This is a genomic window from Pseudomonas sp. MWU12-2020 (assembly GCF_023100605.1).
GTDB lineage: Bacteria > Pseudomonadota > Gammaproteobacteria > Pseudomonadales > Pseudomonadaceae > Aquipseudomonas > Aquipseudomonas fluorescens_H.
In genome coordinates this window covers 832,297-854,902 of sequence record NZ_JALMEX010000001.1, presented here as the reverse complement: position 1 = coordinate 854,902, position 22,606 = coordinate 832,297, and the positions used below count along the sequence as shown (strand labels likewise).

Here is a 22,606-nt window from a genome sequence, read left to right as displayed (position 1 = left end):
GATTTCAGCAATTCTCGAGGGTGGCAGTGGCCAAACCGGGAAAGTCTGTAATCAGGCTGTCAACGCCGAAGTCGGCGAGTCTGCGCATCAGCGCAGGCTCGTTGACGGTCCACACCGACACATGCAGCCCCTGACGCTGCGCCTTCTGCAGGCGTTCCGGCGTACACAGCGTCCAGTTCAGAGCCAGAATCTCACAGCCATAGCTGGCCGCGACCTTTAGCGGGTCGAGCCAGGCGTATTCGGCTACCAGTCCCCGCGATACGTCCGGCACCAGGTCCAGTGCCGCCTTCAGCACTTCCCGCGAACTCGAAGTAATGGTGACCTTGTCCAGCAAGCCATGACGCTGGGCCATCTCGCGAATCGCCAGCACGGTGGTCGCCGCGCGGGTGCGCGATGCACTTTTGACTTCCAGCTGCCAGTGCTCGAAATCACATTTTTCGAACAGCTCTTCCAGTGTTGGAATCGGGCACGGCTTGATCCAGCCCGGGCCGCCCTTGCGCGCGTCGTAGGTCACCAGTTCGGCGGCGGTGTGCTCGACCACCTTGCCGCGCCGGTCGGTGGTGCGTTTGAGGGTAGGGTCGTGGATCACCATCAGCTCGCCGTCCTTGGACAGGTGCAGATCCAGTTCGCAACGGCGTACGCCGTGCTTGAGACATTCCTGAAAACTGGTCAGGGTGTTTTCCGGTGCTTCGCCCTTGGCGCCGCGGTGGCCGTAGATGAGGGTCACGGTGCTTCCTTAATTTAAATGCCTGAATCGTTCTGTTCACGGGCCAGGCGTCGTTCCTGGGCCTGTTTCTGCAGGATATAGCGGGCGAGCAACTGACGTTGGGCGTCGGTCAAGTGTTCGAACTCGGTGCCGACGTCGTAGCCATCGCCCTTGCGATCGCAATGGGTGACGCGGGCGCGCAGCAGCAGGCCCAGCGCCTGCGGCATCAGCACCAGCTTCACCGACAGGTGCGCGCCAGTGGCCAGCGCGGTCGGGTGCTGAAAGTCGATCCCGCCTTCGGAGATGATCACCGGTTGCGGCTCGCCGATATGGCCGAGCACGGTCAGGGCGACCACCTGGCTGAGCAGGTCGATACGTTTGTTCTGGGATTTGAGGAACGCGGCGATGGCCCGGTCGCGCTCGCTGATCTGGCGCAACAGGTGCTGCGACTCGAATTCGCTCAGGTGCAGTTCGCTGAGCAGGTTGAACAGCGGGGAAGCATCCTGCAACACTTCCTGGCCAGCGGCTTCGGGAGCGGACAGGGGCCGAATTTCCAGTGCGATCGTGTCCTCGATACGGTAGTATTCGCGGCGATCTTCTTCATCTAATGTCGACATGGCGAACCCATGGTAGCGGCGGTGGTCTGAGTGTAAAGCTGGTTATCGACCCCCGCCACAAGGACGTTCCTTTTCCCTCCGAACAAGCCCCGACATGTTCAGACCTCTCTTCGTATTTATCGGCACGCGTTATACCCGTGCAAAGCGTCGCAATCATTTTGTGTCATTCATTTCCCTGACTTCGATGATCGGGCTCGCCCTTGGCGTGGTCGTGATGATCGTGGTGCTATCGGTGATGAACGGCTTCGATCATGAGATGCGCACCCGCGTGTTGGGCATGGTGCCCCACGCGACTCTTGAAACCGGCGAACCGATCAACGATTGGCAAAGCCTCGCCGCCAAGGTCAAGCGCAACCCGGAGGTGACGGCCGTTGCGCCGTTCACTCAGATGCAGGGTTTGCTGACCAACAACGGCCAGGTGTCCAAGGTGTTGCTCAACGCCATCGACCCCGCGCTCGAGCGCAATGTGTCGATCATCGACAACTTCATGAAGCAGGGCAAACTCGACGACCTGACGCCGGGCAGCTTCGGCATCGTCATCGGCGACAAGGCCGCGACCAAGCTCGGCGTGGGCCTCGGTGACAAGGTCACCTTCGTCGCGCCGGAGGTCAGCGTGACCCCGGCCGGGATGTTCCCGCGCATGAAGCGTTTCACCGTGGTCGGCATCTTTCATGTCGGCGCCGGTGAGCTGGACGGCTATCTGGGCGTCACCAACCTGCAGGATCTGGCGAAGATGCACCGCTGGAAACCTGATCAGGTGCAGGGCATCCGGTTGAAGTTCGATGATCTGTTCCAGGCGCCGCGCGTGGCCTGGACCATCGCCCAGCAACTGGGCGAAGACCATTACTACGCCCGCGACTGGACCCGCACCCACGGCAATCTGTATCAGGCGATCCGCATGGAAAAAGCCATGATCGGGCTGCTGTTGCTGCTGATCGTCGCGGTGGCTGCGTTCAACATCATTTCCACGCTGGTGATGGTGGTGAACGACAAGAAGAGCGACATCGCCATTCTGCGCACCCTCGGCGCTACGCCGGGGACGATCATGCGCACGTTCATGGTGCAGGGCACCGTGATCGGCGTGGTCGGCACCGCCATCGGCGCGGTGGTCGGGATTCTCGCGGCGTTGAACGTCAGCGCGGCGATTTCCGCCCTCGAAGGGCTGATCGGCCACAAGTTCCTCAACGCCGATGTGTATTTCATTGATTACCTGCCGTCGCAGGTGCAGAGCCAGGACGTGGTCATGGTCTGCGCGGCTGCGTTGGTCCTGAGTTTCCTCGCCACCCTGTATCCCGCCTGGCGTGCCGCGCGCACCCAGCCGGCGGAGGCGCTACGTTATGAGTGAGTCGGGCATGAGTGATAAAGCAATCTTGAGCTGCCGCAACCTCGGCAAATCCTACGAGGAAGGCCCGGAGTCGGTGCAAGTGTTGGCCGGCCTGCAACTGGAGTTGCACCCGGGCGAGCGAGTGGCGATCGTCGGCAAATCCGGTTCGGGCAAAAGTACCTTGCTCAACCTGCTGGGCGGTCTCGATACGCCGACCGAGGGCAGCGTCTGGCTCGACGGTGAAGAACTGTCGGCCCTGAGCGAGAAGAAGCGTGGCCTGCTGCGTAACCGTGCCTTGGGGTTCGTGTACCAGTTCCACCACTTGCTGCCGGAATTCACCGCGCTGGAAAACGTCTGCATGCCGCTGCTGATCGGCAAGACTGCGATCCCGGAAGCACGTCAGCGCGCTACGGCGTTGCTCGAGCGCGTAGGTCTGGGTCATCGTCTGGAGCACAAACCGGCCGAGCTGTCCGGTGGTGAGCGCCAGCGTGTGGCCATCGCCCGTGCACTGGTGAACAATCCAGGCCTGGTGATGCTCGATGAACCAACCGGCAACCTCGATTCGCACACCGCCGAAGGCATTCAGGACTTGATGCTGGAACTCAGCACTTCGATGCGCACCGCGTTCCTGGTGGTGACTCACGACATGAACCTGGCCCGCCAGATGGACCGCGTCCTGCAGTTGCAAGAAGGTTGCCTGACCGCCATCTGACCGACCGAAACCCGGTGCCTGTGTAAGGCATCGGGTCTTTTATTTTTATACGGTGCCCCAGCGAATGTTCAGACCGTTATCGATCTTTATCGGCACGCGCTATACCCGCGCCAAACGCCGCAATCGCTTTGTTTCGTTCATCTCGATGACTTCGATGATCGGGCTCGCCCTCGGCGTGCTGGCGATGATCGTGGTGCTGTCGGTGATGAACGGTTTTCAGCGCGAGATGAGCTCGCGCATCCTCGGCATGGTGCCGCACGCGACCATCGTTGGCGTCAAGCCGATCGATGATTGGCAACCAGTGGCCGCTGCCGCGCTGAAAAATCCCGAAGTGACCGCCGCCGTGCCGTTCACCGAGATGGAAGGCATGCTGTCCTACAAGGGCTCGATGCAGCCGATCCAGATCAGTGGTGTCGATCCGGCCCAGGAAGGCAAGGTGTCGATCGTGGCCCAGCACATCGTGCAGGGCCGTCTTGATGATCTGAAACCCGGCGAGTTCGGTGTGGTGATCGGTGAAATCACCGCGCGGCGCTTCCGTCTCAATGTCGGTGACAAGATCACCCTGATCGTGCCGGAAGTCAGCACGGCACCGGGGGGTATCACCCCGCGCATGCAGCGCCTGAACGTAGTCGGTGTGTTCAAGGTCGGCGCCGAACTGGACGGTTCGATGGGCCTGATTCACGTGGCCGATGCCGCGACCATGCAGCACTGGCAGCCGAATCAGGTGCAGAGCGTGCGCCTGGCGGTGAAGGACCTGTACGCCGCGCCAAAAGTCTCCTCGGACATCGCCGCGGGCCTCGGTGCCGACTTCAAGGCTGACGACTGGACCCACACCCAGGGCAGTCTGTTCAGCGCGATGAAAATGGAAAAAACCATGATCGGCCTGCTGTTGCTGATGATCGTCGCCGTGGCGGCGTTCAACATCATCGCCACGCTGATCATGGTGGTGAACGACAAGGGCGCGGACATCGCGATCCTGCGCACCATCGGCGCCACGCCACGGCAGATCATGGCGATCTTCATGGTGCAGGGCACGGTGATCGGCATTGTCGGCACACTGATTGGCGGCGTGCTCGGGGTGATCGCGGCGCTCAACGTCAGTGAAATGGTTGGCTGGGTCGAGCGTGTCACCGGCCAGCACATCTTCAGTTCCGATGTGTACTTCGTCAGCAACCTGCCTTCGGAATTGCAGGGCGGGGATGTGCTGTTGATCTGCTCGGCAGGCTTTATTCTGAGCTTCCTGGCGACGGTGTACCCGGCGTTGCGGGCGGCGAAGATCGAGCCGGCTCACGCGCTGAGATATTCGTAAGCGCCAATACCGCCTTCGCGAGCAGGCTCGCTCCCACAGGGAAATGCATTCCAATTGTGGGAGCGAGCCTGCTCGCGAAGGGGCCGGACCTGCTGGCCTCAAACTCCCTTGGGCAACTCAATCACAAACCGCGTCCACCCCGCAGCCGATTCGCAATGAATCTGCCCTCCATGCGCGCGGACGATCGATTGGGTAATCGCCAACCCCAACCCAGCATGCTCACTGCTGCCTTCCTGCCGCGCCGGATCCGCCCGATAAAACCGGTCAAACAGCCGTGGCAACAGTTCTGTTGAAATGCCTTCGCCACTGTTCTCCACCGACACCTGCACCCTGTGCGGCTGATCGACGATGGACAAGCGCACGCTGCCTGTCGTCGGAGTAAAGCGCAGCGCGTTGTCCAGCAGATTCGACAAGGCCCGGCGCAACATATTGCGATCACCTTCCATGCGCGCATGACCTTCGCGGCTCAGCGTCACCCCGGCGTCCTCGGCCAATGGCGCAAAAAACTCCAGCAGCACATCGCTCTCATCCGCCAGTTCCAGCGCCTCACGCTTGGGCATCAGCAAACCGTGGTCAGCCTTGGCCAGATAAAGCATGTCATTGACCAGTTGCGCCATCCATTGCAGTTCTTCGAGATTGCTGTGCAGGGCTTCGCGGTAATCCTCGATCGGTCGCGGGCGGGTGAGGGTGACCTGAGTGTGGGTCAGCAGGTTCGACAGCGGTGTGCGCAGTTCATGGGCGATGTCGGCTGAGAACGCCGACAGCCGTTGAAACGAGTCGTCGAGGCGTCCGAGCATGGCGTTGAAGCTGTGGGCCATTTCCGCAAGTTCTGGGGGCATTTGCGCTTCCGGCAGTCGGGCATTGAGCGAATTCGCAGAAATCCCACGCGCCACTGCACTCATGCGCCGCAGCGGACGCAAGCCGCTGCGTGCAGCCCAGGCGCCGAGCAGCGCGGTGGCCAGCGCCGACAACCCGACGGTCAGCCAGATCAGGTGCTGCATGCGTTGCAGAAAGTGCTGGTGATGGGTGATGTCCAGCAGCAGTGTCAGTTGGGGCGTATCGGGTTTGTCCGGGTAGAGCGGGGCATTGAGCACGCGATAGTCTATGCCGTCATTGCTGATGGTCGACAGGCCGGGCTGTTGCGGCAAATCCGGTGGCACCTTGATCGAGCTGTCGTACCAGCGCTGGCCATCGGCCCCGGTGATGCGCAGCGAAAGATCGGCCTGCCGGCTGAGTTCATCGGCCAGCCGCGTTTCACTCTCGCTGGCCTGAACATCCTGCAAGGCACGGCGCAAACCGATCAGCTTGCCGTCGAGCAATTGCTGGTCGAGCTCAATGAAGTGCGCCTCGCTGGCGCGGTTGAACAGCACCCCGGCGAACAGCGAGACCACGGCGGTGCAGGCGGCAAACAGCAAGGCCAGACGCGAACTCAGGGACAGGCGAGGCATCAGGCAGGGCGCTCTTCAAGCACGTAACCCATGCCGCGCACGGTGTGGATCAGTTTGTTGGGGAAGTCATCGTCGATCTTCAGGCGCAGGCGCCGGATCGCCACTTCGATCACGTTGGTGTCGCTGTCGAAGTTCATGTCCCAGACTTGCGAGGCAATCAGCGATTTCGGCAGCACTTCACCCTGACGGCGCAGGAGCATTTCCAACAGTGCGAACTCCTTTGCGGTCAGGTCGATGCGCTGACCGCTGCGTTCGACCCGGCGGCGGATCAGGTCCAGACGCAGATCGGCCAGTTGCAGGCTGGTTTCCTGGGGCAGGGCGCTGCCCCGGCGCAGCAGGCTGCGCACCCGGGCCAGCAGTTCGGAGAAGGCGAAGGGTTTGACCAGATAATCGTCGGCGCCGAGTTCGAGGCCGTGAACCCGATCCTCGACGGCATCTTTGGCGGTCAGAAACAGTACCGGCGTGTCGAGGCCGGCAGTGCGCACCGCATGCAGGATCTGCCAACCGCTGCGCTCGGGCAGCATCACGTCGAGGATCAGCAGCGCATAATCACCGCTCAAGGCCAGTTGCTGACCGCTGTTGCCGTCTGCCACCAGCTCTGTGTTGAACCCGGCCTCGGTCAGGCCCTGGCGCAGATAGTGGCCGGTTTTCGGTTGGTCTTCGACGATCAGCAGTTTCATGGGCGGCTCGGGTTGTAGAAACGAAAGCGTTATACCGTGAGAGCAGGCGACAGGCGCCAACCTGACAAAGTTGTAATCTGTCTGTCAGGTAGCTGCCAGCGCGGGCGGGCTAGAGTTTCCCACAGGCTGAACCTTTTCTTGTTGGAGTATGACTATGTTTTTGCGCAACCCTCTGGCCGTCGCCGCCTGTTTGCTGGCGCTGAGTTCACCTGTCTGGGCCGCACCCGCGCACAGCTATGACTTCGGCCAGCCGGCCCCGGCGGCCCAGGCCAGCCGCAGCATCGAGGTGGTGCTGAACGACATGTCGTTCGAGCCGAAGGCGATTCAGGTCAAGGCCGGTGAGACGGTTCGCTTTGTGCTGGTGAATAAAGGCCAGTTGCTGCACGAATTCAACCTCGGCGACGCGGCGATGCATGCCAGGCATCAGCAGGAAATGTTGCAGATGCAGCAAAGCGGCATGCTCACGCCTACCGGCATGAAAGAAATGTCCCACGACATGGCCGGCATGAATCACGGCAGCATGGACCACGGCATGAAGCACGACGACCCCAACAGCGTGCTGATCGAGCCGGGCAAGACCGCTGAGCTGACCTGGACCTTCAGCAAAGCCACCAGCCTGGAATTTGCCTGCAATATTCCCGGTCACTACCAGGCAGGCATGGTCGGCAAACTGACTGTCAGTCAGTAAGCACTCAAAGGCGGGCGCAAAGGCTGATAGAATCCGCTGATTCTTCAGTCAGGTTTCCGCCATGCATCCCGCAGCCGAACATTCGCCGCTGGGCAAATCCAGCGAATACATCGCCACTTACACGCCGTCCCTGCTGTTCCCGATTCCGCGTACCGCGAAATGGGCCGAGCTGGGCCTGACCGCCGAAACCCTGCCGTACAAAGGCGTGGATTTCTGGAACTGCTTTGAACTGTCGTGGTTGTTGCCATCGGGCAAACCGGTGGTGGCGATCGGTGAATTCAGCATTCCGGCGGATTCGCCGAACATCATCGAATCGAAGTCGTTCAAGCTGTACCTGAACTCGCTGAACCAGACGCCGTTTGCCGACATCGCCAGCCTGGAAGCGACGCTGGTCAAGGACTTGTCGGCCGCTGCCGGCAAACCGGTCGGCGTGCGCGTGCGCAGCCTGAAAGATGTCGAAGCCGAAGGCGTCGTGGCGTTGCCGGGCGTGTGCATCGACGATCTGGATATCAGCGTCAGCAACTATGAGCATCCGCGTCCGGAACTGCTGCGTTGCGATGATTCGCGGATTGTCGAAGAGAGCGTGCACAGCCATCTGCTCAAATCCAATTGCCCGGTGACCAGTCAGCCGGACTGGGGCAGCGTGGTAGTCGAATATCGCGGCGCGGCGCTGGATCACGCGAGCCTGCTGGAGTACATCGTCAGTTTCCGCCAGCATTCGGACTTCCACGAACAGTGCGTGGAGCGGATCTTCCTCGACCTGCAACGTTTGCTGAAGCCAGAGAAGCTGACGGTGTTTGCGCGCTATGTGCGTCGGGGTGGGCTGGATATCAACCCGTATCGCAGCACTGAAGCGGTACAACTGCCGAACCATCGCCTGGTGCGTCAATAAATAACCCCTGTAGGAGTGAGCCTGCTCGCGATAGCGGACTGACATTCAACTTGGATGTCGACTGTACACCGCAATCGCGAGCAGGCTCACTCCTACAAGGGACTGCGTTTCAAATCGCACCGATGAAAAAGCCCTGCCATCACTGGCAGGGCTTTTTGCATTTCGGGGGAGGGGAATCAGATCCCCATGCTGCCTAGCGCATTGACGATATTGCGCAGGGTGCCGGCAATGGCCGGGTGTTCGACTTCGAAGCGTTCCACCGCCAGGTTCACACCGTCGGCGATGCTCGCGTCCTGAGTGGCAGTTTCCAGTTTGATTTCCGATTCAATCTGCGCCATCAGCGCACGCAGATCTTCACGCTCGGCTTCGGACAACGGCGGATTCTGCTCCAGTTGCTCGCGCAGGGTATTGAGCTGTTCTTGAAGTTCACGGGCGGGCATGGTGTGGTTCCTTTTATCTATAGGCACTGGCATTGACCGCAGCCGCGCGCCAAAGGTCTATGGCTGACCTTTAGATTAATCCACTCTGCTGCAACCTGCATGATCCCGGTCAGGGCTTTTCGCCTTTGAGGCGGCGCAGGCTGATGTCGGCCAGGCAAGTGTCGAGTTCGCCCAGATGATCGATCACCGAGTGCACGCCGAGACCAAACAACTGCATGGTCGCCTTGCCGCGCAACTGCTCGCGCTCCTTCTGGCTCAAGGCTTGCCACTCGCTCGGCGCCAGGCCACACAACGAGCCGCAGGACGCCAGGCCAATGGTCCACAACCCGGCGTTGAGGCCCGATTGCAGCAGGCGTGGCTCGCCGCTGACCAGCACGCAGCCATCCAGACGGCTGACGTTCAACCCCATCAGCGCCTGCCAGCAGGCGTTCGGCGCTGGCCATGGATTGATTGTTGCTGAATATTGCGTCGGTTTGATCCAACCCGGCAGCGAGGCCGCCAGCGGTTGCGCGAGGGCCGGGGGCAGTTCATCGATCCACGCACAGGGAATCTGCTGGCGCTGCAGGCTGAGCAGGCTGTCGAGGGCGCCAGGCGTGGCGTCGGCCTGTTCGGGCAGTACGCTGGCGTGTTGATGGGCGCGGGCACCGAAATCCACCAGACAGCCACTGAGTCCGAACAGCACGGCGGTCAGACCGGGCGCGGCGACAGGCAAGGCTTCAGCGTGTGTCATGGCAACGTCCCTGAAATAGTCATGAGGCTAGGGGACGGCGGTGACAGTTGGATGACAGGCGTGTGAAGGGGGCTTGGAAAGGTCCTACACGACTCTTCATTGGTAGACTGCCCAAAACGGCTTTTGCGCTTATACTAGCGGTCTTAACGCCTGGGCCCGGGTGCCCGCGCCAGTAAAAATCCAAGGAGTTTTTCTATGCGCTGGAGCAATCCTCTCGCTCAGCTATGTGTATGTGCCAGCGTCTTGCTGGTTCCGTTCGCCGCCAACGCCGCAACGGAAGAAGACCCTTGGGAAAGCGTCAACCGCCCGATCTTCCAGTTCAACGACTTCGTCGACACCTACGCGCTCAAGCCGCTGGCGCAGGGCTACGAGTACGTGACGCCGCAGTTCCTCGAGGACGGCATCCACAACATGTTCCGCAACGTCGGTGATGTCACCAACCTGGCGAACAACATTCTGCAGGCCAAACCGGCAGCAGCCGGTGTCGATACCGCGCGTATCATTTTCAACACCACCTTCGGCCTGCTGGGCTTCTTCGACGTCGGCACGAAAATGGGCCTGCATCGCAGCGACGAAGACTTCGGTCAGACTCTCGGTTACTGGGGCGTTGGCAGCGGTCCGTATGTGATGCTGCCGTTGCTCGGCCCTAGCACCCTGCGTGACGCACCGTCGAAGTACGTCGACAGCTACACCGCTCCGTATCGCTACATCAACGACATCCCGGTGCGTAACTCGACGTTTGGCCTGAACATCGTCGACACCCGCGCCAGCCTGCTGTCGAGCGAGAAGCTGATCAGCGGCGACAAATACACCTTCATCCGCAACGCCTACCTGCAGAACCGCGAGTTCAAGGTCAAGGATGGTAAGGTCGTAGACGATTTTTAATGTCGATCCATGACCAGAAGGCGGCCTCTTGAGGCCGCCTTTTTTGTGTGCGCTTATTTCATCTTCAGAATGGTCAGACCGAGTTTCTGGCTGTCACCGTCCTGGGGCTTGACCCAGACCACTTCAGTCTCGGCCTCCAGTCCGCTCAGCGCCGCGTGCTCGGAGTCGATGCGCACGCTCAAGCGGTCGCCGACCGCGAACTGGCGCGGTGCTTCAACCTGCATGCCACTGCTGGAGAGGTCGATGCACACGCCCGACACCTGATCCCCTTCATGAATCAACACCACATCGGCATCGACCCGCATGCGGATGAAATCGCGCTTTTCGCTGTAGTCCCGACCGGTTTGACTCATGGCTTTGACCTTCCATTGGGTTACGGTTTGAGCTGTTCTTATAACTCTCGGTGATTTGACAAGTAAAGTCGTCAAGCGACCATCGGCGCATGCTTGAAACGCCCCGCGGATGGGAGTACCGTCTGCGCCTTAGAAGGGCACCTCTGGTGCAATCGCGTTCCGGCTCAGTGCTCGAAAGCGGTGCAGCAGAGAGGCTAGAAAGCGAATCCAGTAGTCTGAGCCGGGCCGATGCCCCGCCTGCTACGCCAACCTAATTCTGGCGCCGTTTGCCCACATGCCAAAAACCAGTGCCACGCTGCTGATAATCGATGATGACGAAGTAGTGCGCGCGAGCCTCGCGGCCTATTTGGAAGACAGTGGTTTCAGCGTCCTGCAGGCCAGCAACGGCCAACAGGGTCTTCAGGTATTCGAGCAAGACAAGCCCGACCTGGTCATCTGCGATCTGCGCATGCCGCAGATGGGCGGTCTCGAATTCATCCGTCAGGTCACCGAGCGGTCACCGCAAACGCCGATGATCGTCGTTTCGGGGGCCGGCGTGATGAACGACGCGGTCGAGGCGCTGCGCCTGGGTGCAGCTGACTACCTGATCAAGCCTCTCGAAGACCTGGCCGTGCTCGAGCACTCGGTGCGTCGAGCGCTTGATCGTGCGCGCCTGCTGCTGGAGAACCAGCGCTACCGCGAGAAGCTGGAGAAGGCCAACCGCGAGCTCGAAGCCAGCCTGAACCTGCTCCAGGAAGACCAGAATGCCGGTCGCCAGGTGCAGATGAACATGCTGCCGGAAAGCCCGTGGCGCATTGACGAATTTCAGTTTGCTCACCAGATCATCCCGTCGCTGTACCTGTCGGGTGATTTTGTCGATTACTTCCGCGTCGACGAGCGTCGGGTGGCATTCTACCTGGCCGACGTCTCGGGCCATGGCGCCTCTTCAGCGTTCGTCACCGTGCTGCTGAAGTTCATGACCACGCGCTTGCTGTTCGAGTCCAAGCGCAACGGCACGTTGCCGGAATTCAAGCCTTCGGAAGTGCTTGGTCATATCAACCGGGGGCTGATCAGCTGTAAGCTGGGCAAGCACGTCACAATGGTCGGTGGAGTCATCGACGAGGAGACCGGTTTGTTGACCTATAGCATCGGCGGCCATCTGCCGTTGCCTGTGTTGTACACGCCTGACAGTGTTCGTTACCTCGAAGGCCGCGGTTTGCCGGTGGGCTTGTTCAATGAGGCCACCTACGAAGATCACGTGCTTGAGCTGCCTCCGACTTTCAGCCTGACGCTGATGTCCGACGGCATTCTGGATCTGTTGCCAGAACCGACGCTCAAGGAAAAAGAAGCTGCTTTGCCTCAACGGGTGAAGGCGGCGGGCGGCAGCCTGGATGGTCTGCGGCAAGTGTTTGAATTGGCCACGCTAGGGGAGATGCCGGATGATATCGCCCTGTTGGTGTTGAGCAGGAATCTTCAATGAGTACCGGTAGAATCCAGTTCGCCGAGCAGGACGGCACCTTCGTCCTGAAGTTCGTCGGTGAAGTTCGCCTGACCCTGTGTTCGGCGTTGGATGCGACTATTGAGAAAATCTTCACCGCGTTGAATTTCAACGCGATCGTGATCGATTTGACCGAAACCCGTAGCATCGACAGCACCACCCTCGGTCTGCTGGCCAAACTGTCGATCCTGTCGCGGCAAAAGGTCGGCCTGCTGCCGACCGTCGTCACCACCCACGAAGACATCACCCGCCTGCTGCAATCGATGGGCTTCGAGCAGGTGTTCAACATCGTCAACCACCCGGTGCCTTGCCCCGAGTGCCTGGACGATCTGCCGGATCAGGATCAGTCCGAAGAAGTGGTGCGGATCAAGGTGCTCGAAGCGCACAAGATCCTCATGGGCCTGAACGACTCCAATCGTGAAGCCTTCCATGATCTGGTGAATGCCCTCGAAAGACACTGATTCCCTAGGGGGGGAGGGTGTTTGTTCCGGCCTCTTCGCGAGCAAGCCCGCTCCCACAGTGATTGAGTGAACCCGAGATCTTCATTCCACACCTGACCCTGTAGGAGCGGGCTTGCTCGCGAAGGCGTCAGTTCAGACGATGCATCCTCCCGCGCAGCATAAATAAAAAGGGCGAACCCAACCGGGTTCGCCCTTTTTGCATTTCAGCGACTCAGATCACAGCTTGGCCTGCAGCAGCGCCTCAAGCTTCTCCTGGTCACGGGCAAACTGACGGATGCCCTCAGCCAGTTTCTCGGTGGCCATCGCGTCTTCGTTGGACAGCCAGCGGAACTGTGCTTCGTTCAGGATCAGGCGGGCTTCGCCAGCGTGGCCAGGAGCGAGTTTGCGCTCCAGTTTGCCGGTGTCTGCCGCGAGCTTGTCGATCAGGTCCGGGCTGATGGTCAGACGGTCGCAACCGGCCAGTTGCTCGATCTGGCTCAGATTACGGAAGCTGGCGCCCATGACCACGGTCTTGTAGTCATTGGCCTTGTAGTAGTTGTAGATGCGAGTGACCGACTGTACGCCCGGATCATCGGCGCCGGTGTAGTCGTTGCCGTTGGCCTTCTTGTACCAGTCATAGATGCGGCCCACGAACGGCGAGATCAGGAATACCCCGGCGTCAGCGCAAGCGGCAGCCTGAGCGAAGGAGAACAGCAGGGTCAGGTTGGTCTGGATGCCTTCCTTCTCGAGGATCTCCGCTGCGCGGATGCCTTCCCAGGTCGAAGCGATCTTGATCAGCACGCGGTCACGGCCGATGCCGGCCTTGTCGTACAGTTCGATCAGGCGATGTGCACGCTTGAGCACGGCGTCCTGGTCGAACGACAGGCGCGCATCCACTTCGGTGGAAATCCGGCCCGGGATCACTTTGAGGATTTCCTGGCCGACGGCGACGCCAAAACGGTCGCTGGCCAGGCCCACATCGCCCTTGCAGTCGCTGACGCAGGCGTTCAGCAGCTCGGCGTAAGCCGGGATGGCGGCTGCCTTGAGCAGCAGGGAAGGGTTGGTGGTGGCGTCGACCGGCTTGACCCGGGCGATCGCTTCGAAGTCGCCGGTGTCGGCAACCACGGTGGTCATCTGTTTGAGTTGTTCCAGCTTGGAAGTCATGGGTGTGCTCTGTCCTGTGGGTTTGACGACATTACCCGAGCGCTGACAGTCACTCAAGGGTATCCGGGCGTATCGGAGGCCCCGCTGGCAACAACCTGAGAACGGCTGCTTGATGGGCGGGGCGCGGTATCGATGAATACGATGCCAAAAGCGGTCACAGGTTCAAAGCAACTGACGGCCAGCGCCCCTTGGGCACATCAATGGAGGTTATTGCTGGCTCAGTTGGGTTTTGACCGCTGTTTCCGCCGGTTTCGGCTGGCCGTCGGCGGTCAGCAGACCGAAGTTCTTCTCGCGGTCATTGCTGCCGGTGTCGCTGTTTTTCCATTCGTAAATCGAGGTCAGGGCAATGTTGCGGGTTTTGATATCGGCCACGAATGCACTGATTTTACTGGCTTGGCCTTCGGTGCCGCCGTTGGAGGGGAGCGCCGAGATACCCCATTCGCTGATCACCCCCGGCAGATGGAAGTTCTGCTGGATAAACGTCTGGGCGTTGCTGATCTGTGTGCCGGTCATGCCATAGGGATGGTAGGAAACCGCGCTGAGGCATTTGGGGTATTCGCTGACAATTCGGTTGAGTGCCACGGTGGACGCCGAGCCGGCAGTCGGCGGGCGGGCAAAGCCAAAACCGATCACCGGGATGGCTTGCGGCTTGTCCTGCAGGGTTTTGCACGCCGCGCTCATGAACGGCACGAACGTCGTATCGAAATTGCCGGTCGGCCAGTAGGTGTCGAGGTCCGGCTCATTCCACAGCTCGACTGCGACCAGTTGTGAGCCATAGGTCGCTGCCAGGCTGGTCAGCGCGTTGGCATACGCGACCCCCGCGTTCGCCAGATCATTGGCCGGTAACGGCTTGGTCGCGCGCAGGGTCATCAGCACCGGCAGACCGGCTGCGCGGGCCACGGCGAAGGCATCGCTGATCTGCTTCTGGTAGGCCGCGCTGGGCAGGCTGTCAGTCCATACGCCAAAACGCACGAAACTGAATCCGGTGGCTTTGACGCGCTCGGCGTCGGCAGCGGAGAAGGTCTGGACTTTGACCTGAACTCCGATGGTCTTGTTGGTGGGTAATGCCGGGAACAGTTCATTGGCCTGACTCTCGCCGGTTGCCGCCAGCAGTAACAGGGTCAGGGCGCTCAGGTGTTTGAGATGGGCTGACTTCATGTCGGTTCTCCAGGTGAGAAATGACAACGGCGAAAAGGTATCTCGTGATAACTGCTTCGAAACTAACATTGGCACTAAGTGCGCCAATGTTATTTTTTGTCAGGAAAACCAGACCTGAAAATCACAGTTATTTTTAGTCCGGTAATTCTATTTTGGCGACTTTTGGCGCTGTGGTACTTAATACACTGGTACTGACAGGGCGAATCTATTTCTGAGTGCAGAATGATCTAGTGGGTTCATTAAGATCCGCTCTAGATGTTGGCAGAATGATATTACACAGGAATGTAAACCTTGTTCAAAAAGATCCTTGTCGTGTGCGTTGGCAATATTTGCCGAAGTCCGACAGCAGAACTTCTGCTGCGTAACGCGCTGACCCCCTCAACCATCTCTGTGACTTCCGCAGGCCTCGCGGCGCGGGTTGGTGAAGGCATGGAAGCGTCGGCGCGCCAGGTGCTGGAAGACCACGGGCACAGCGCGGAGGGCTTCCAGGCCCGGCAATTGACCGCCGATATCGTCAATGAATCAGACCTGATTCTGGTCATGGAAAAACAACATGTGAATCAGGTACTGAAGATTGCCTCGCACGCTCGAGGCAAAGTGTTTCTTCTTGGCAAGTGGCAGAGCGAAAGAGAAATACAGGATCCGTATCGTCAAGGTAAGGCCGCTTTTATTCATGCCCATGCATTGATTGAAGATGCTGTTAGCTCGTGGGCGCAGCGCCTCGGACATTGATGAATATTCTTCAGATCAGTGAATGGTAAGAAAGACTTATGCAGTTACCGTCAGTAATCGCCAACCGTGATAACGATCAAGACAGTATTGATCTTCTGGGTATATTCGGCAGTTTGATCGACCAGAAATGGCTGATCGGTGCATTCACCGGTGCCTTCATGGCCGCAGGTGTTGCCTATGCGGTATTGGCGACGCCGGTGTACCTGGCGAACGCGCTGGTTCAGGTCGAACCGAAAAAGAACGACATGCTCGGCTTTTCCGACCTCAGCAGCATGCTCGGCGGGCAATCGCCGTCGGTGACCGAAATCGGCATCATCAAGTCCCGCGCGGTGATCGGCAAAACCGTCGATGACCTGCGCCTGGACATCGACGTCACCCCCAACACCTTCCCGGTCATCGGCGGTTTTCTCGCCCGGCGTTATCGCGGCGAAACCGAATTCAGCGTGGCGCCGCCGCGTTTTGGCCTCAACAGCTACGCCTGGGGCGGCGAGCGTCTGGAGTTTACCCGGCTCAATCTGCCCAAAGAACTGTTGGGCAAGAAGCTCACCCTGGTGGCTGGCGAACAACAACACTTCCAATTGCTCGATGACAACGACAACCTGCTGGTCGAGGGCGTCGCCGGCGAAGCCTTCGCCCAGGACGGCGTCGAGGGTTTGATCGAACGCCTGCAAGCCAACCCCGGCACACGCTTTGAAGTGGTGCGCTATCCACGGATCGTGACCATCCAGGGTTACCAGGATGCGCTGGATATTTCCGAGCAAGGCAAGGAGTCGGGGATTATTCGCCTGGCGCTGGCCAGTTCCGATGCCGCCGAGGCAGTGAAGATCCTCAACAAGATCGCCGCGCTGTACGTCGATCAGAACGTGCGTCGCACCTCGGCGGAAGCGGCGCAAAGCCTGGCGTTCCTGCAAAGCCAGTTGCCGCAGGTCAAGCGTGATCTGGCCAAGGCCAGCGATGCGCTCAACGCGTATCAGACCCGTGGCAAGACCGTGAACATTTCCCTGGAAACCCAATCGGTGCTGGGTCAATCCGTGGCGCTGGAAACGCGGATTTCCGAGCTGAAAATGCAACAGGCGGAAATGGATCGCAAGTTCACCAAGCAGCATCCGGCGTATCGCGCGCTGATGTCGCAGATTGGCGAATTGACCCAGCAGCAGAAATCGCTGGAAGGCAAGGTCGGTGATCTGCCGGCCACGCAACAGGAACTGCTCAACCTGACCCGCGATGTGGAAGTCGCTTCGCAGATCTACACGCAGTTGCTGAACAAATCCCAGGAGCTGGACATCGTTCGCGCCGGTGCGGTGGGCAATGTGCGCCTGATCGATCCGGCGGATGTCGACCTGAGCAGTCCGGTCAAACCGAAAAAAGCCCTGATCGTGTTGATCGCGACGTTCCTCGGCGCCTTTCTCGGTGTGGCGCTGGTGCTGTTGCGCAAATCCCTGAGCAAAGGTCTGGAAGGCCCGGAAGCCATCGAACAGCTCGGGCTGCCGGTGTACGCCTCGATTCCCTACAGCACGCTGCAACGGGAAGAAGACAGCAAAAAAGTACGGGCCAAAATCACCGCCGAAACACCGGCCTATCTGCTGGCGCTGCGCAACCCGACCGACTTGTCCATCGAGTCGATTCGCAGCCTGCGCACCTGCCTGCATTTCGCCGCGCTGGATTCGACCAACAACCGCATCATGATCTCCGGTCCCAGCCCGCAGGTCGGCAAGACCTTCGTCTCGTCCAACCTCGCAGCGGTCATGGCGCAAAGCGGTCAGCGCGTGTTGCTGATCGACGCCGACATGCGCAAGGGCCACCTGCACAAGACGCTGAATGTTCCGATCGCCAATGGTCTGTCGGACCTGCTGGTCAAGCGCTGCAGCATCGAGCAGGCGATCAATAAGGTGGAAATCGACAACCTGCATTTCATCAGCCGTGGCCAGGTTCCACCCAATCCTTCCGAGCTGCTGATGCACGCCAACTTCCGCGATCTGCTCGCCGAGCTGAGTCAGCGCTACGACGTGGTGATCATCGATACACCGCCACTGCTGGCGGTGACGGACGCGGCGATTGTCGGGCGTGAAGCCGGGATCAGCCTGATCGTCACGCGGTTTGCGGTGAACCCGGCCAAAGAGATCGAAATGACCATTCGCCGCTTCGCGCAGAACGGCATCGAGCTCAAGGGCGCGGTGTTCAACGGCGTCGAGAAGCGCGCCGCCAGTTACTACGGCAACGGCAACTACGGTTACTACAACTACGAATACGCGTCCGACAAATCCTGAGTGTCAGCGATTGTCCTTACATGCAAGGAAGTGGGTGGGTTGTGAAGAAAATACTGCACGTGGCTGAAACGATAAAAGGTGGGGTCGCCACCGTTATCCGCACCATCTCGGCCTCTCCCGAAGGCCAGGACTCGAATTACGAGCTGGTCTATCTGGTGCCGCTCGACCAGAAAAAAGAGCTGCACGGTATCGATGAGCAGCAGATTCGCACGTTCGAACGCAGCGGGCGCGATGTGCGTTCGCTGCTGCGTTTTGCCTGGCAACTGACCCGAGTGATGCTCAAGGAAAAACCCGACGTGGTGCATTTGCACAGCACTTTTTCCGGGGTGATCGGCCGCGTGGTCTGCGTGCTTCTGCGACCGTGGCGCAAGCCGAAAATCGTCTACTGCCCGCACGCCTTTTCGTTCCTGATGGAAAGCTCGCCGACCAAGCAGAAGCTCTACGCGTGGATCGAGCGCGTCCTGCAGCGGGTGACCGACGTGATCATCTGCGTCAGCCGCTACGAGATGGACAAGGCCGCGCGGTTCGGCATTCAGCGCAAGCGCATGAAACTGATCTACAACGGCATTCATCAGCGTGACGAGGCGCCGAAGGTCGAGAGCCCCGCGCCGATTCATCTGTTGTTCGTCGGTCGTCTCGACTACCAGAAAGGTTTCGACGTGTTGCTCAAGGCCTTCGCCAAGGTGCAACGCAGCGATCTGAAGCTGACGGTGGTCGGCAGTGCGGTCAACGAGGACAAGGTCGAGTGTCCGCAGATGGACGCCGTCGAGTACCTGCCGTGGGTCACCCCGGCCGAGGTGCAGGCGCTGTATCAACAGGCCGACGCGCTGATCGTCCCGAGTCGCTGGGAAGGCTTCGCCATGGTGCCGCTGGAAGGCATGGCCATGGGCTTGCCGGTGATTGCCAGCAACTGCACGTCGCTGCCCGAACTGGTCACCCATGAAGTGTCCGGCTACGTCTTTCCTACCGGTGATCACCAGGCGCTGGCCGATGTGCTGGCGCGAATCCAGAAGCCGCGGTTGCTCGACCTCGGCAGCGAGGGCCGGAACATCGTGCGCGAGCGTTTCAGCGCCGCGCTGATGATCCGCCAGACCTACGACGTGTATTGCGCTCCCACTTATTAAGTAGAACTCAAGCTTATGAACGTAACGATTTTGCATGGCTACAGTGCGTCCAACTCCGGTGACGGCCTGCTCGTCGATCTGGCCATCGCGTTGGTGCAGCGCAACTTTGGCGACGACACCGCGATCAATGTCGTGGCGTCCGATCCGCAGTCTTTCGCCTACTTGCCGCACCCGCGTTTCGACGCACCGGTGATGGCGGCCAAGGGGCTGGGCCGGGTCAAGCAGGCGGTGTTCCTCAATCAGTCGTATGCCGGGCTGGCGGATCTGTTGCGCAAGACTGATCTGATCGTCGGCGTCGGTGGCGGCTACATGCGCTCGAAAAGTGCCTTCGAACACATCAAGCTGAAACTGGGCCACGCCAAGCAACTGGAAACGGCGATTCTCAGCAAGGTGCCGTCGGTGTACCTGCCGCAAAGCATCGGGCCGTTCCATGGCGAGAGCCGCAAGATCGTCGAACACTACGCCAGCGCCGATGCGGTGTTCGTGCGCGATAACCGTTCCTCGGCGATGTTCGATGCCTGCGAAAACGTCTACCGCGCGCCGGATCTGGCGGTGCAGTCGTTGGCCAGCAAGATTCTTCAGCAACCCAAGTTCACCCGCTGCGCCGCGTCGCCGGCCACCGTGTGCGTGGTGCTGCGCAAACCGCCGGAGTGGAGCAAGGAAAAGAAGATCGCCTACGTCGCCAACCTGAAGTTGCTGCTGCAGCGCCTGAAGAACAAAAGCAAAGTGGTCTGCGCCGTGCAGAGCGCCGTTCGCGGCAACGATGACGGTGCGTTCTATCGCGAACTGGGCATCACCGAAGACCTGCTGTCGTTGAAGGCGACGATTGCCCAATATCAGCCGGATCTGGTGATTTCGGTGCGTCTGCACGGCGCCATCGAGTCGCTGCTGTCCGGTGTCCCGGCGTACCACATCAGCTATGAACGCAAAGGCTTTGGCGCCTATCAGGACATGGGCGTGGAAGACTGGGTGATCAATGGCGGCGACATCGATGTCGAGCAGATCATCGACACCGTTTACGCGCCGAACGCGCTGTCGAACTTTGGTAAACGCCTGACCGACACCTGCCGCGAGATCGAGGCAAAAACCGTGGCCATGGACGAGATCATCAAAGGCGTCGTTCGATGATATTTCGGTTGCTGCTTCGCGGCGGAGCGTTAGGCGCGAAGTTCTTGCTGGTGTTGGCCATCACCCATTACCTGGGCTACGAAGCGTTGGGGTTTTACGGGGTGGTGGTCGCGGCTTCGTTGATCGCCTCGAAGTTCTACAGCGTCGGTTTCAGTTCCGAGATCAATCGGCTGATCAGCGTCGGCGGCAGTTCGCGGCGGGTGGTCGACAAAGTCCTGCTGCTGTATCTGGCGGTGGGGCTGCTGCTGTCGCTGCTGACAGTGGAGATTTACTCGCTGTTCCAGCAGGTCGAGGCGGGCACCGCGTTGATTCTTTGCGTGACGCTGGTGCTGCTCACCGAACACCTGTCGTTTGAGATCAATTCGTTCGTGTTTTCCGCGCAGAAAGCCACGGCGGGCGCGCTGCTGTTTTTCATCAAGACTGGCCTCTGGGCGCTGCTGGCGGTGGGCGGGATGATGCTCGACTGGGTGTCCAGCATCGCCAGTGTGCTGTGGCTGTGGGTGGCCGCCAACGTGCTGGTGATCATCGCCGGTTACCTGATTGTGGTGAGCGTGCACAAGGGCCGGGTCAGCGCGGCGCTGACCACGGCGACCGTGTGGAAGGCCGGGTTGCCGTTCTACTTCGGTACGGGGCTGATCGCGCTGAGTCAGTACGCCGAGCGCTTCCTGATTGCCGATCTCGAACCGTATGCCAATCTCGGTAAATACGTGTACGCGTGGTCGGCGGCGAACACTTTGCAAGCGCTGTCCTACGCGGTGGTGGCGGTGGTCGGTATTCCGGTGCTGGCCAAGCGGTTTCAGGCGGATCAGCAGGCGTTTACGGTCAGGCATTTGTTCGTCAACAAGTGGGTGATGCGCTCGCTGCTGGTTTCGGCGGCGGTGGCGGTGCTGATTTTCCTGTTCTTCAACGTGGTGCTCGACTACGTCGCCACCAGCGTGCCGCGTCCGGATAACGCGATCCTCGGTGTGCTGATCTTTTCCTTTGCCCTGCGGGCCATTGGCGACATCGTCTGGGGCGGTCTGATCGCTTCGAAAAACAGTCGAGTGTCATTCGCCAGCGCGGCGATCTGCCTGCTGGTGTCGGTTCCGGTCAGCTACCTGCTGATCAAGCACTATTCGATTTATGGCGCGGCGTGGGGCAATGTCTTCGCGATCATCGTCCAGCTCGGGGTGATTGCCGTGTTGACTCGGGCGACCCGTGTAAAAGGGGCGCTGGCATGGGGTTGAAGTTGCCGTGCATCGAGTTTCGCGGACGCAAACTCGATTCCTCGCTGTCGTTCCTGATTCTGTTCACCGGGCTGTTTCTGTCGGTGGCGATGCCGCTGTTGATCCCCCGTGCTCCGGGCCCGGATGCGATGACGTTGTGGTCGTCCTATGCGCGCGCCGACAACTGCAATTTCTGGAACCCGTTCTCGCCGGATCGCTCCTCCTATGAGTGTTCGGCGTTCCTACTGCGGCCCACCGGGATCAACCTGACCAACGCCTGGGCCTACGGGATGTTCTGCAATTTCTTCCTCACGGCGATTCCGGTGGTGGTGTTCCGCCGCATGCCGCTGGCGATCTTCGGCACCCTGTGTCTGTGGGGGATTGTGCGCTCGTTTTTTCTGGAAAACCTGACCAAGGAAATCATCGTTTCGGTGGCGGTGCTGAGCATTTTGTTCAGCTCGCTGACGCGTAAATATCGTGGCGGATTTTTTTTGTCGGCGGTGATCTACGGCGTGCTGATCCGGCCTTACTGGATTCTGTTTTCGTTGTCGTGGGTCGGCGTCTGCGTGATGAAGAAGTACGTGTCGCGCTTCACCTTCTTCCTGATGCTGTTTCTGTTTTATCTGGCGGTGGCCATGGCGATTCAGCTGGCGCTGGGGTTTCCGGTGTCGTCGATTCGCGCCAGCAACAACGAGTTGCGTACGGCGGGGGAGGAGGGTTCGAAATCGCTGATCGTCTCGTGGCTCAGCGGCAGCGACTTTGTCTCGCAGGCGTTGGACTCGATGATCATTTTTTTCCGCCTGTCGTTCCCGGTGGAGCTGATTCTGTTGTCCGGGCCGGGCCAGGTGATCTTCGTCGCGTTGATGATCATGACCGCGCTGCTGCTGTTCAAAGTCATCACTTCCACCGATTACAAAGGCGCGCCGATCGAGACCAAACCCAAGGAACTGATCGCGATTCCGCTGGCTTTCCTGCTGGTGCAGGGTTTGTTCGAGCCGGACTTCGGTTCCTTCGCCCGGCACTTTTCCATGGTGGTGCCGGTGTTGTTTGTCGGCCTGGGTTTGATGTTGCGCGCCAACAAACCGGTGCGGGTTGAATCAAGAGTTCTGAATTAAGGCGGGTGCTGT

23 protein-coding genes are annotated in these 22,606 nt (G+C 59.9%); 14 read left to right on the top strand and 9 right to left on the bottom strand.

The features are described from left to right. Positions 1–4: 4 nt before the first annotated feature. Both M0814_RS04095 and M0814_RS04090 read right to left on the bottom strand, forming a co-directional pair. Positions 5–727: a glycerophosphodiester phosphodiesterase family protein gene (locus M0814_RS04095; protein WP_003226579.1), complete on the bottom strand. Its 723-nt coding sequence runs from the start codon at positions 725–727 to the stop codon at positions 5–7. A 14-nt stretch (positions 728–741) separates the two neighbouring features. Beyond that, positions 742–1,323 carry a PilZ domain-containing protein gene (locus M0814_RS04090; protein ID WP_103485786.1) on the bottom strand — a complete coding sequence of 194 codons (582 nt, stop codon included), beginning with the start codon at positions 1,321–1,323 and terminating at the stop codon, positions 742–744. Between the two features lie 94 nt (positions 1,324–1,417). On the opposite strand from M0814_RS04090, the gene M0814_RS04085 reads away from it, so the two are divergent. From M0814_RS04085 to M0814_RS04075, 3 genes are all read left to right on the top strand, one after another. Next, positions 1,418–2,668: a lipoprotein-releasing ABC transporter permease subunit gene (locus M0814_RS04085; protein WP_003226577.1), complete on the top strand. Its 1,251-nt coding sequence runs from the start codon at positions 1,418–1,420 to the stop codon at positions 2,666–2,668. Positions 2,669–2,675: 7 nt separating this feature from the next. Then, on the top strand, positions 2,676–3,359 hold the full coding sequence (gene lolD / locus M0814_RS04080; RefSeq protein ID WP_164747873.1) for a lipoprotein-releasing ABC transporter ATP-binding protein LolD: 684 nt from the start codon (positions 2,676–2,678) through the stop codon (positions 3,357–3,359). A 64-nt stretch (positions 3,360–3,423) separates the two neighbouring features. Further along, positions 3,424–4,668 carry a lipoprotein-releasing ABC transporter permease subunit gene (locus M0814_RS04075; RefSeq protein ID WP_103485785.1) on the top strand — a complete coding sequence of 415 codons (1,245 nt, stop codon included), beginning with the start codon at positions 3,424–3,426 and terminating at the stop codon, positions 4,666–4,668. Between the two features lie 98 nt (positions 4,669–4,766). On the opposite strand, the gene M0814_RS04070 is transcribed toward M0814_RS04075, so the two are convergent. Next, on the bottom strand, positions 4,767–6,116 hold the full coding sequence (locus tag M0814_RS04070; RefSeq protein ID WP_103485784.1) for a heavy metal sensor histidine kinase: 1,350 nt from the start codon (positions 6,114–6,116) through the stop codon (positions 4,767–4,769). Continuing rightward, on the bottom strand, positions 6,116–6,796 hold the full coding sequence (locus M0814_RS04065) for a heavy metal response regulator transcription factor (RefSeq protein WP_103485783.1): 681 nt from the start codon (positions 6,794–6,796) through the stop codon (positions 6,116–6,118). The genes M0814_RS04070 and M0814_RS04065 overlap by 1 nt, the downstream gene beginning before the upstream one ends. Positions 6,797–6,950: 154 nt before the next feature. On the opposite strand from M0814_RS04065, the gene M0814_RS04060 reads away from it, so the two are divergent. Both M0814_RS04060 and queF read left to right on the top strand, forming a co-directional pair. Then, positions 6,951–7,484, top strand: coding sequence for a cupredoxin family protein (locus M0814_RS04060; RefSeq protein WP_103485782.1), 534 nt, complete (start codon positions 6,951–6,953; stop codon positions 7,482–7,484). Positions 7,485–7,545: 61 nt separating this feature from the next. Next, positions 7,546–8,376, top strand: a complete 831-nt coding sequence (gene queF / locus M0814_RS04055; RefSeq protein WP_003226566.1) for an NADPH-dependent 7-cyano-7-deazaguanine reductase QueF — start codon at positions 7,546–7,548, stop codon at positions 8,374–8,376. A gap of 176 nt (positions 8,377–8,552) precedes the next feature. On the opposite strand, the gene M0814_RS04050 is transcribed toward queF, so the two are convergent. Together M0814_RS04050 and M0814_RS04045 are read right to left on the bottom strand one after the other, a co-directional pair. Beyond that, the gene (locus tag M0814_RS04050; RefSeq protein WP_103485781.1) at positions 8,553–8,816 is read right to left on the bottom strand and encodes a DUF4404 family protein; all 264 of its coding nucleotides are present in this window, start codon (positions 8,814–8,816) and stop codon (positions 8,553–8,555) included. 109 nt (positions 8,817–8,925) lie between these two features. Then, on the bottom strand, positions 8,926–9,546 hold the full coding sequence (locus tag M0814_RS04045; protein ID WP_003226562.1) for a hypothetical protein: 621 nt from the start codon (positions 9,544–9,546) through the stop codon (positions 8,926–8,928). A 195-nt stretch (positions 9,547–9,741) separates the two neighbouring features. Here M0814_RS04045 and M0814_RS04040 point away from each other — a divergent pair, with 195 nt between their 5' ends. Next, entirely contained in the window at positions 9,742–10,431 is a 690-nt protein-coding gene (locus tag M0814_RS04040; protein ID WP_103485780.1) for a VacJ family lipoprotein, read from the top strand. A gap of 53 nt (positions 10,432–10,484) precedes the next feature. Here M0814_RS04040 and M0814_RS04035 read toward each other — a convergent pair whose 3' ends face one another. Further along, positions 10,485–10,784, bottom strand: coding sequence for a PilZ domain-containing protein (locus tag M0814_RS04035; protein ID WP_003226557.1), 300 nt, complete (start codon positions 10,782–10,784; stop codon positions 10,485–10,487). Positions 10,785–11,058: 274 nt separating this feature from the next. Between M0814_RS04035 and rssB the strand changes: the two genes are divergently transcribed. Both rssB and rssC read left to right on the top strand, forming a co-directional pair. Beyond that, positions 11,059–12,243, top strand: coding sequence for a two-component system response regulator RssB (rssB, locus tag M0814_RS04030; protein ID WP_003226555.1), 1,185 nt, complete (start codon positions 11,059–11,061; stop codon positions 12,241–12,243). Continuing rightward, a complete protein-coding gene (gene rssC, locus M0814_RS04025; protein ID WP_003226553.1) occupies positions 12,240–12,722 on the top strand; it encodes an anti-sigma factor antagonist RssC in 483 nt (160 codons plus the stop codon). Before rssB ends, rssC begins: the two co-directional genes overlap by 4 nt. A gap of 216 nt (positions 12,723–12,938) precedes the next feature. Here rssC and tal read toward each other — a convergent pair whose 3' ends face one another. Both tal and M0814_RS04015 read right to left on the bottom strand, forming a co-directional pair. Continuing rightward, the gene (gene tal / locus M0814_RS04020) at positions 12,939–13,865 is read right to left on the bottom strand and encodes a transaldolase (RefSeq protein WP_003226550.1); all 927 of its coding nucleotides are present in this window, start codon (positions 13,863–13,865) and stop codon (positions 12,939–12,941) included. A 207-nt stretch (positions 13,866–14,072) separates the two neighbouring features. Further along, positions 14,073–15,023 carry a glycosyl hydrolase family 5 gene (locus M0814_RS04015; RefSeq protein WP_103485779.1) on the bottom strand — a complete coding sequence of 317 codons (951 nt, stop codon included), beginning with the start codon at positions 15,021–15,023 and terminating at the stop codon, positions 14,073–14,075. A gap of 291 nt (positions 15,024–15,314) precedes the next feature. Between M0814_RS04015 and M0814_RS04010 the strand changes: the two genes are divergently transcribed. From M0814_RS04010 to M0814_RS03985, 6 genes are read left to right on the top strand one after another with little or no spacing between them, the layout of a single operon-like run. Beyond that, complete coding sequence (locus M0814_RS04010) at positions 15,315–15,755, top strand: low molecular weight protein-tyrosine-phosphatase (RefSeq protein WP_003226547.1); 441 nt, start codon at positions 15,315–15,317, stop codon at positions 15,753–15,755. 38 nt (positions 15,756–15,793) lie between these two features. Beyond that, a complete protein-coding gene (locus M0814_RS04005) occupies positions 15,794–18,022 on the top strand; it encodes a polysaccharide biosynthesis tyrosine autokinase (protein WP_103485778.1) in 2,229 nt (742 codons plus the stop codon). Positions 18,023–18,063: 41 nt separating this feature from the next. Next, on the top strand, positions 18,064–19,146 hold the full coding sequence (locus tag M0814_RS04000) for a glycosyltransferase (RefSeq protein WP_103485777.1): 1,083 nt from the start codon (positions 18,064–18,066) through the stop codon (positions 19,144–19,146). 15 nt (positions 19,147–19,161) lie between these two features. Continuing rightward, complete coding sequence (locus tag M0814_RS03995) at positions 19,162–20,274, top strand: polysaccharide pyruvyl transferase family protein (protein WP_103485776.1); 1,113 nt, start codon at positions 19,162–19,164, stop codon at positions 20,272–20,274. Next, positions 20,271–21,500 (top strand): polysaccharide biosynthesis C-terminal domain-containing protein, encoded by a 1,230-nt coding sequence (locus M0814_RS03990; protein WP_103485775.1) that lies wholly within the window; start codon positions 20,271–20,273, stop codon positions 21,498–21,500. Before M0814_RS03995 ends, M0814_RS03990 begins: the two co-directional genes overlap by 4 nt. Then, on the top strand, positions 21,491–22,594 hold the full coding sequence (locus M0814_RS03985) for a hypothetical protein (RefSeq protein WP_003226536.1): 1,104 nt from the start codon (positions 21,491–21,493) through the stop codon (positions 22,592–22,594). Before M0814_RS03990 ends, M0814_RS03985 begins: the two co-directional genes overlap by 10 nt. Positions 22,595–22,606 lie beyond the last annotated feature (12 nt).

What these genes read in the sequence shown, in the direction of transcription:
- M0814_RS04075 (WP_103485785.1), top strand. Translation starts at nt 3,424, where the DNA reads ATGTTCAGACCGTTATCGATCTTTATCGGCACGCGCTATACCCGCGCC.
- M0814_RS03995 (WP_103485776.1), top strand. Translation starts at nt 19,162, where the DNA reads ATGAACGTAACGATTTTGCATGGCTACAGTGCGTCCAACTCCGGTGAC.
- M0814_RS04005 (WP_103485778.1), top strand. Translation starts at nt 15,794, where the DNA reads ATGCAGTTACCGTCAGTAATCGCCAACCGTGATAACGATCAAGACAGT.
- M0814_RS04035 (WP_003226557.1), bottom strand. Translation starts at nt 10,784, where the DNA reads ATGAGTCAAACCGGTCGGGACTACAGCGAAAAGCGCGATTTCATCCGC.
- M0814_RS04045 (WP_003226562.1), bottom strand. Translation starts at nt 9,546, where the DNA reads ATGACACACGCTGAAGCCTTGCCTGTCGCCGCGCCCGGTCTGACCGCC.
- tal (WP_003226550.1), bottom strand. Translation starts at nt 13,865, where the DNA reads ATGACTTCCAAGCTGGAACAACTCAAACAGATGACCACCGTGGTTGCC.
- M0814_RS04090 (WP_103485786.1), bottom strand. Translation starts at nt 1,323, where the DNA reads ATGTCGACATTAGATGAAGAAGATCGCCGCGAATACTACCGTATCGAG.
- M0814_RS03990 (WP_103485775.1), top strand. Translation starts at nt 20,271, where the DNA reads ATGATATTTCGGTTGCTGCTTCGCGGCGGAGCGTTAGGCGCGAAGTTC.
- M0814_RS03985 (WP_003226536.1), top strand. Translation starts at nt 21,491, where the DNA reads ATGGGGTTGAAGTTGCCGTGCATCGAGTTTCGCGGACGCAAACTCGAT.
- rssB (WP_003226555.1), top strand. Translation starts at nt 11,059, where the DNA reads ATGCCAAAAACCAGTGCCACGCTGCTGATAATCGATGATGACGAAGTA.
- rssC (WP_003226553.1), top strand. Translation starts at nt 12,240, where the DNA reads ATGAGTACCGGTAGAATCCAGTTCGCCGAGCAGGACGGCACCTTCGTC.
- M0814_RS04060 (WP_103485782.1), top strand. Translation starts at nt 6,951, where the DNA reads ATGTTTTTGCGCAACCCTCTGGCCGTCGCCGCCTGTTTGCTGGCGCTG.
- M0814_RS04040 (WP_103485780.1), top strand. Translation starts at nt 9,742, where the DNA reads ATGCGCTGGAGCAATCCTCTCGCTCAGCTATGTGTATGTGCCAGCGTC.
- M0814_RS04085 (WP_003226577.1), top strand. Translation starts at nt 1,418, where the DNA reads ATGTTCAGACCTCTCTTCGTATTTATCGGCACGCGTTATACCCGTGCA.
- lolD (WP_164747873.1), top strand. Translation starts at nt 2,676, where the DNA reads ATGAGTGATAAAGCAATCTTGAGCTGCCGCAACCTCGGCAAATCCTAC.
- M0814_RS04050 (WP_103485781.1), bottom strand. Translation starts at nt 8,816, where the DNA reads ATGCCCGCCCGTGAACTTCAAGAACAGCTCAATACCCTGCGCGAGCAA.
- M0814_RS04065 (WP_103485783.1), bottom strand. Translation starts at nt 6,796, where the DNA reads ATGAAACTGCTGATCGTCGAAGACCAACCGAAAACCGGCCACTATCTG.
- M0814_RS04070 (WP_103485784.1), bottom strand. Translation starts at nt 6,116, where the DNA reads ATGCCTCGCCTGTCCCTGAGTTCGCGTCTGGCCTTGCTGTTTGCCGCC.
- M0814_RS04015 (WP_103485779.1), bottom strand. Translation starts at nt 15,023, where the DNA reads ATGAAGTCAGCCCATCTCAAACACCTGAGCGCCCTGACCCTGTTACTG.
- queF (WP_003226566.1), top strand. Translation starts at nt 7,546, where the DNA reads ATGCATCCCGCAGCCGAACATTCGCCGCTGGGCAAATCCAGCGAATAC.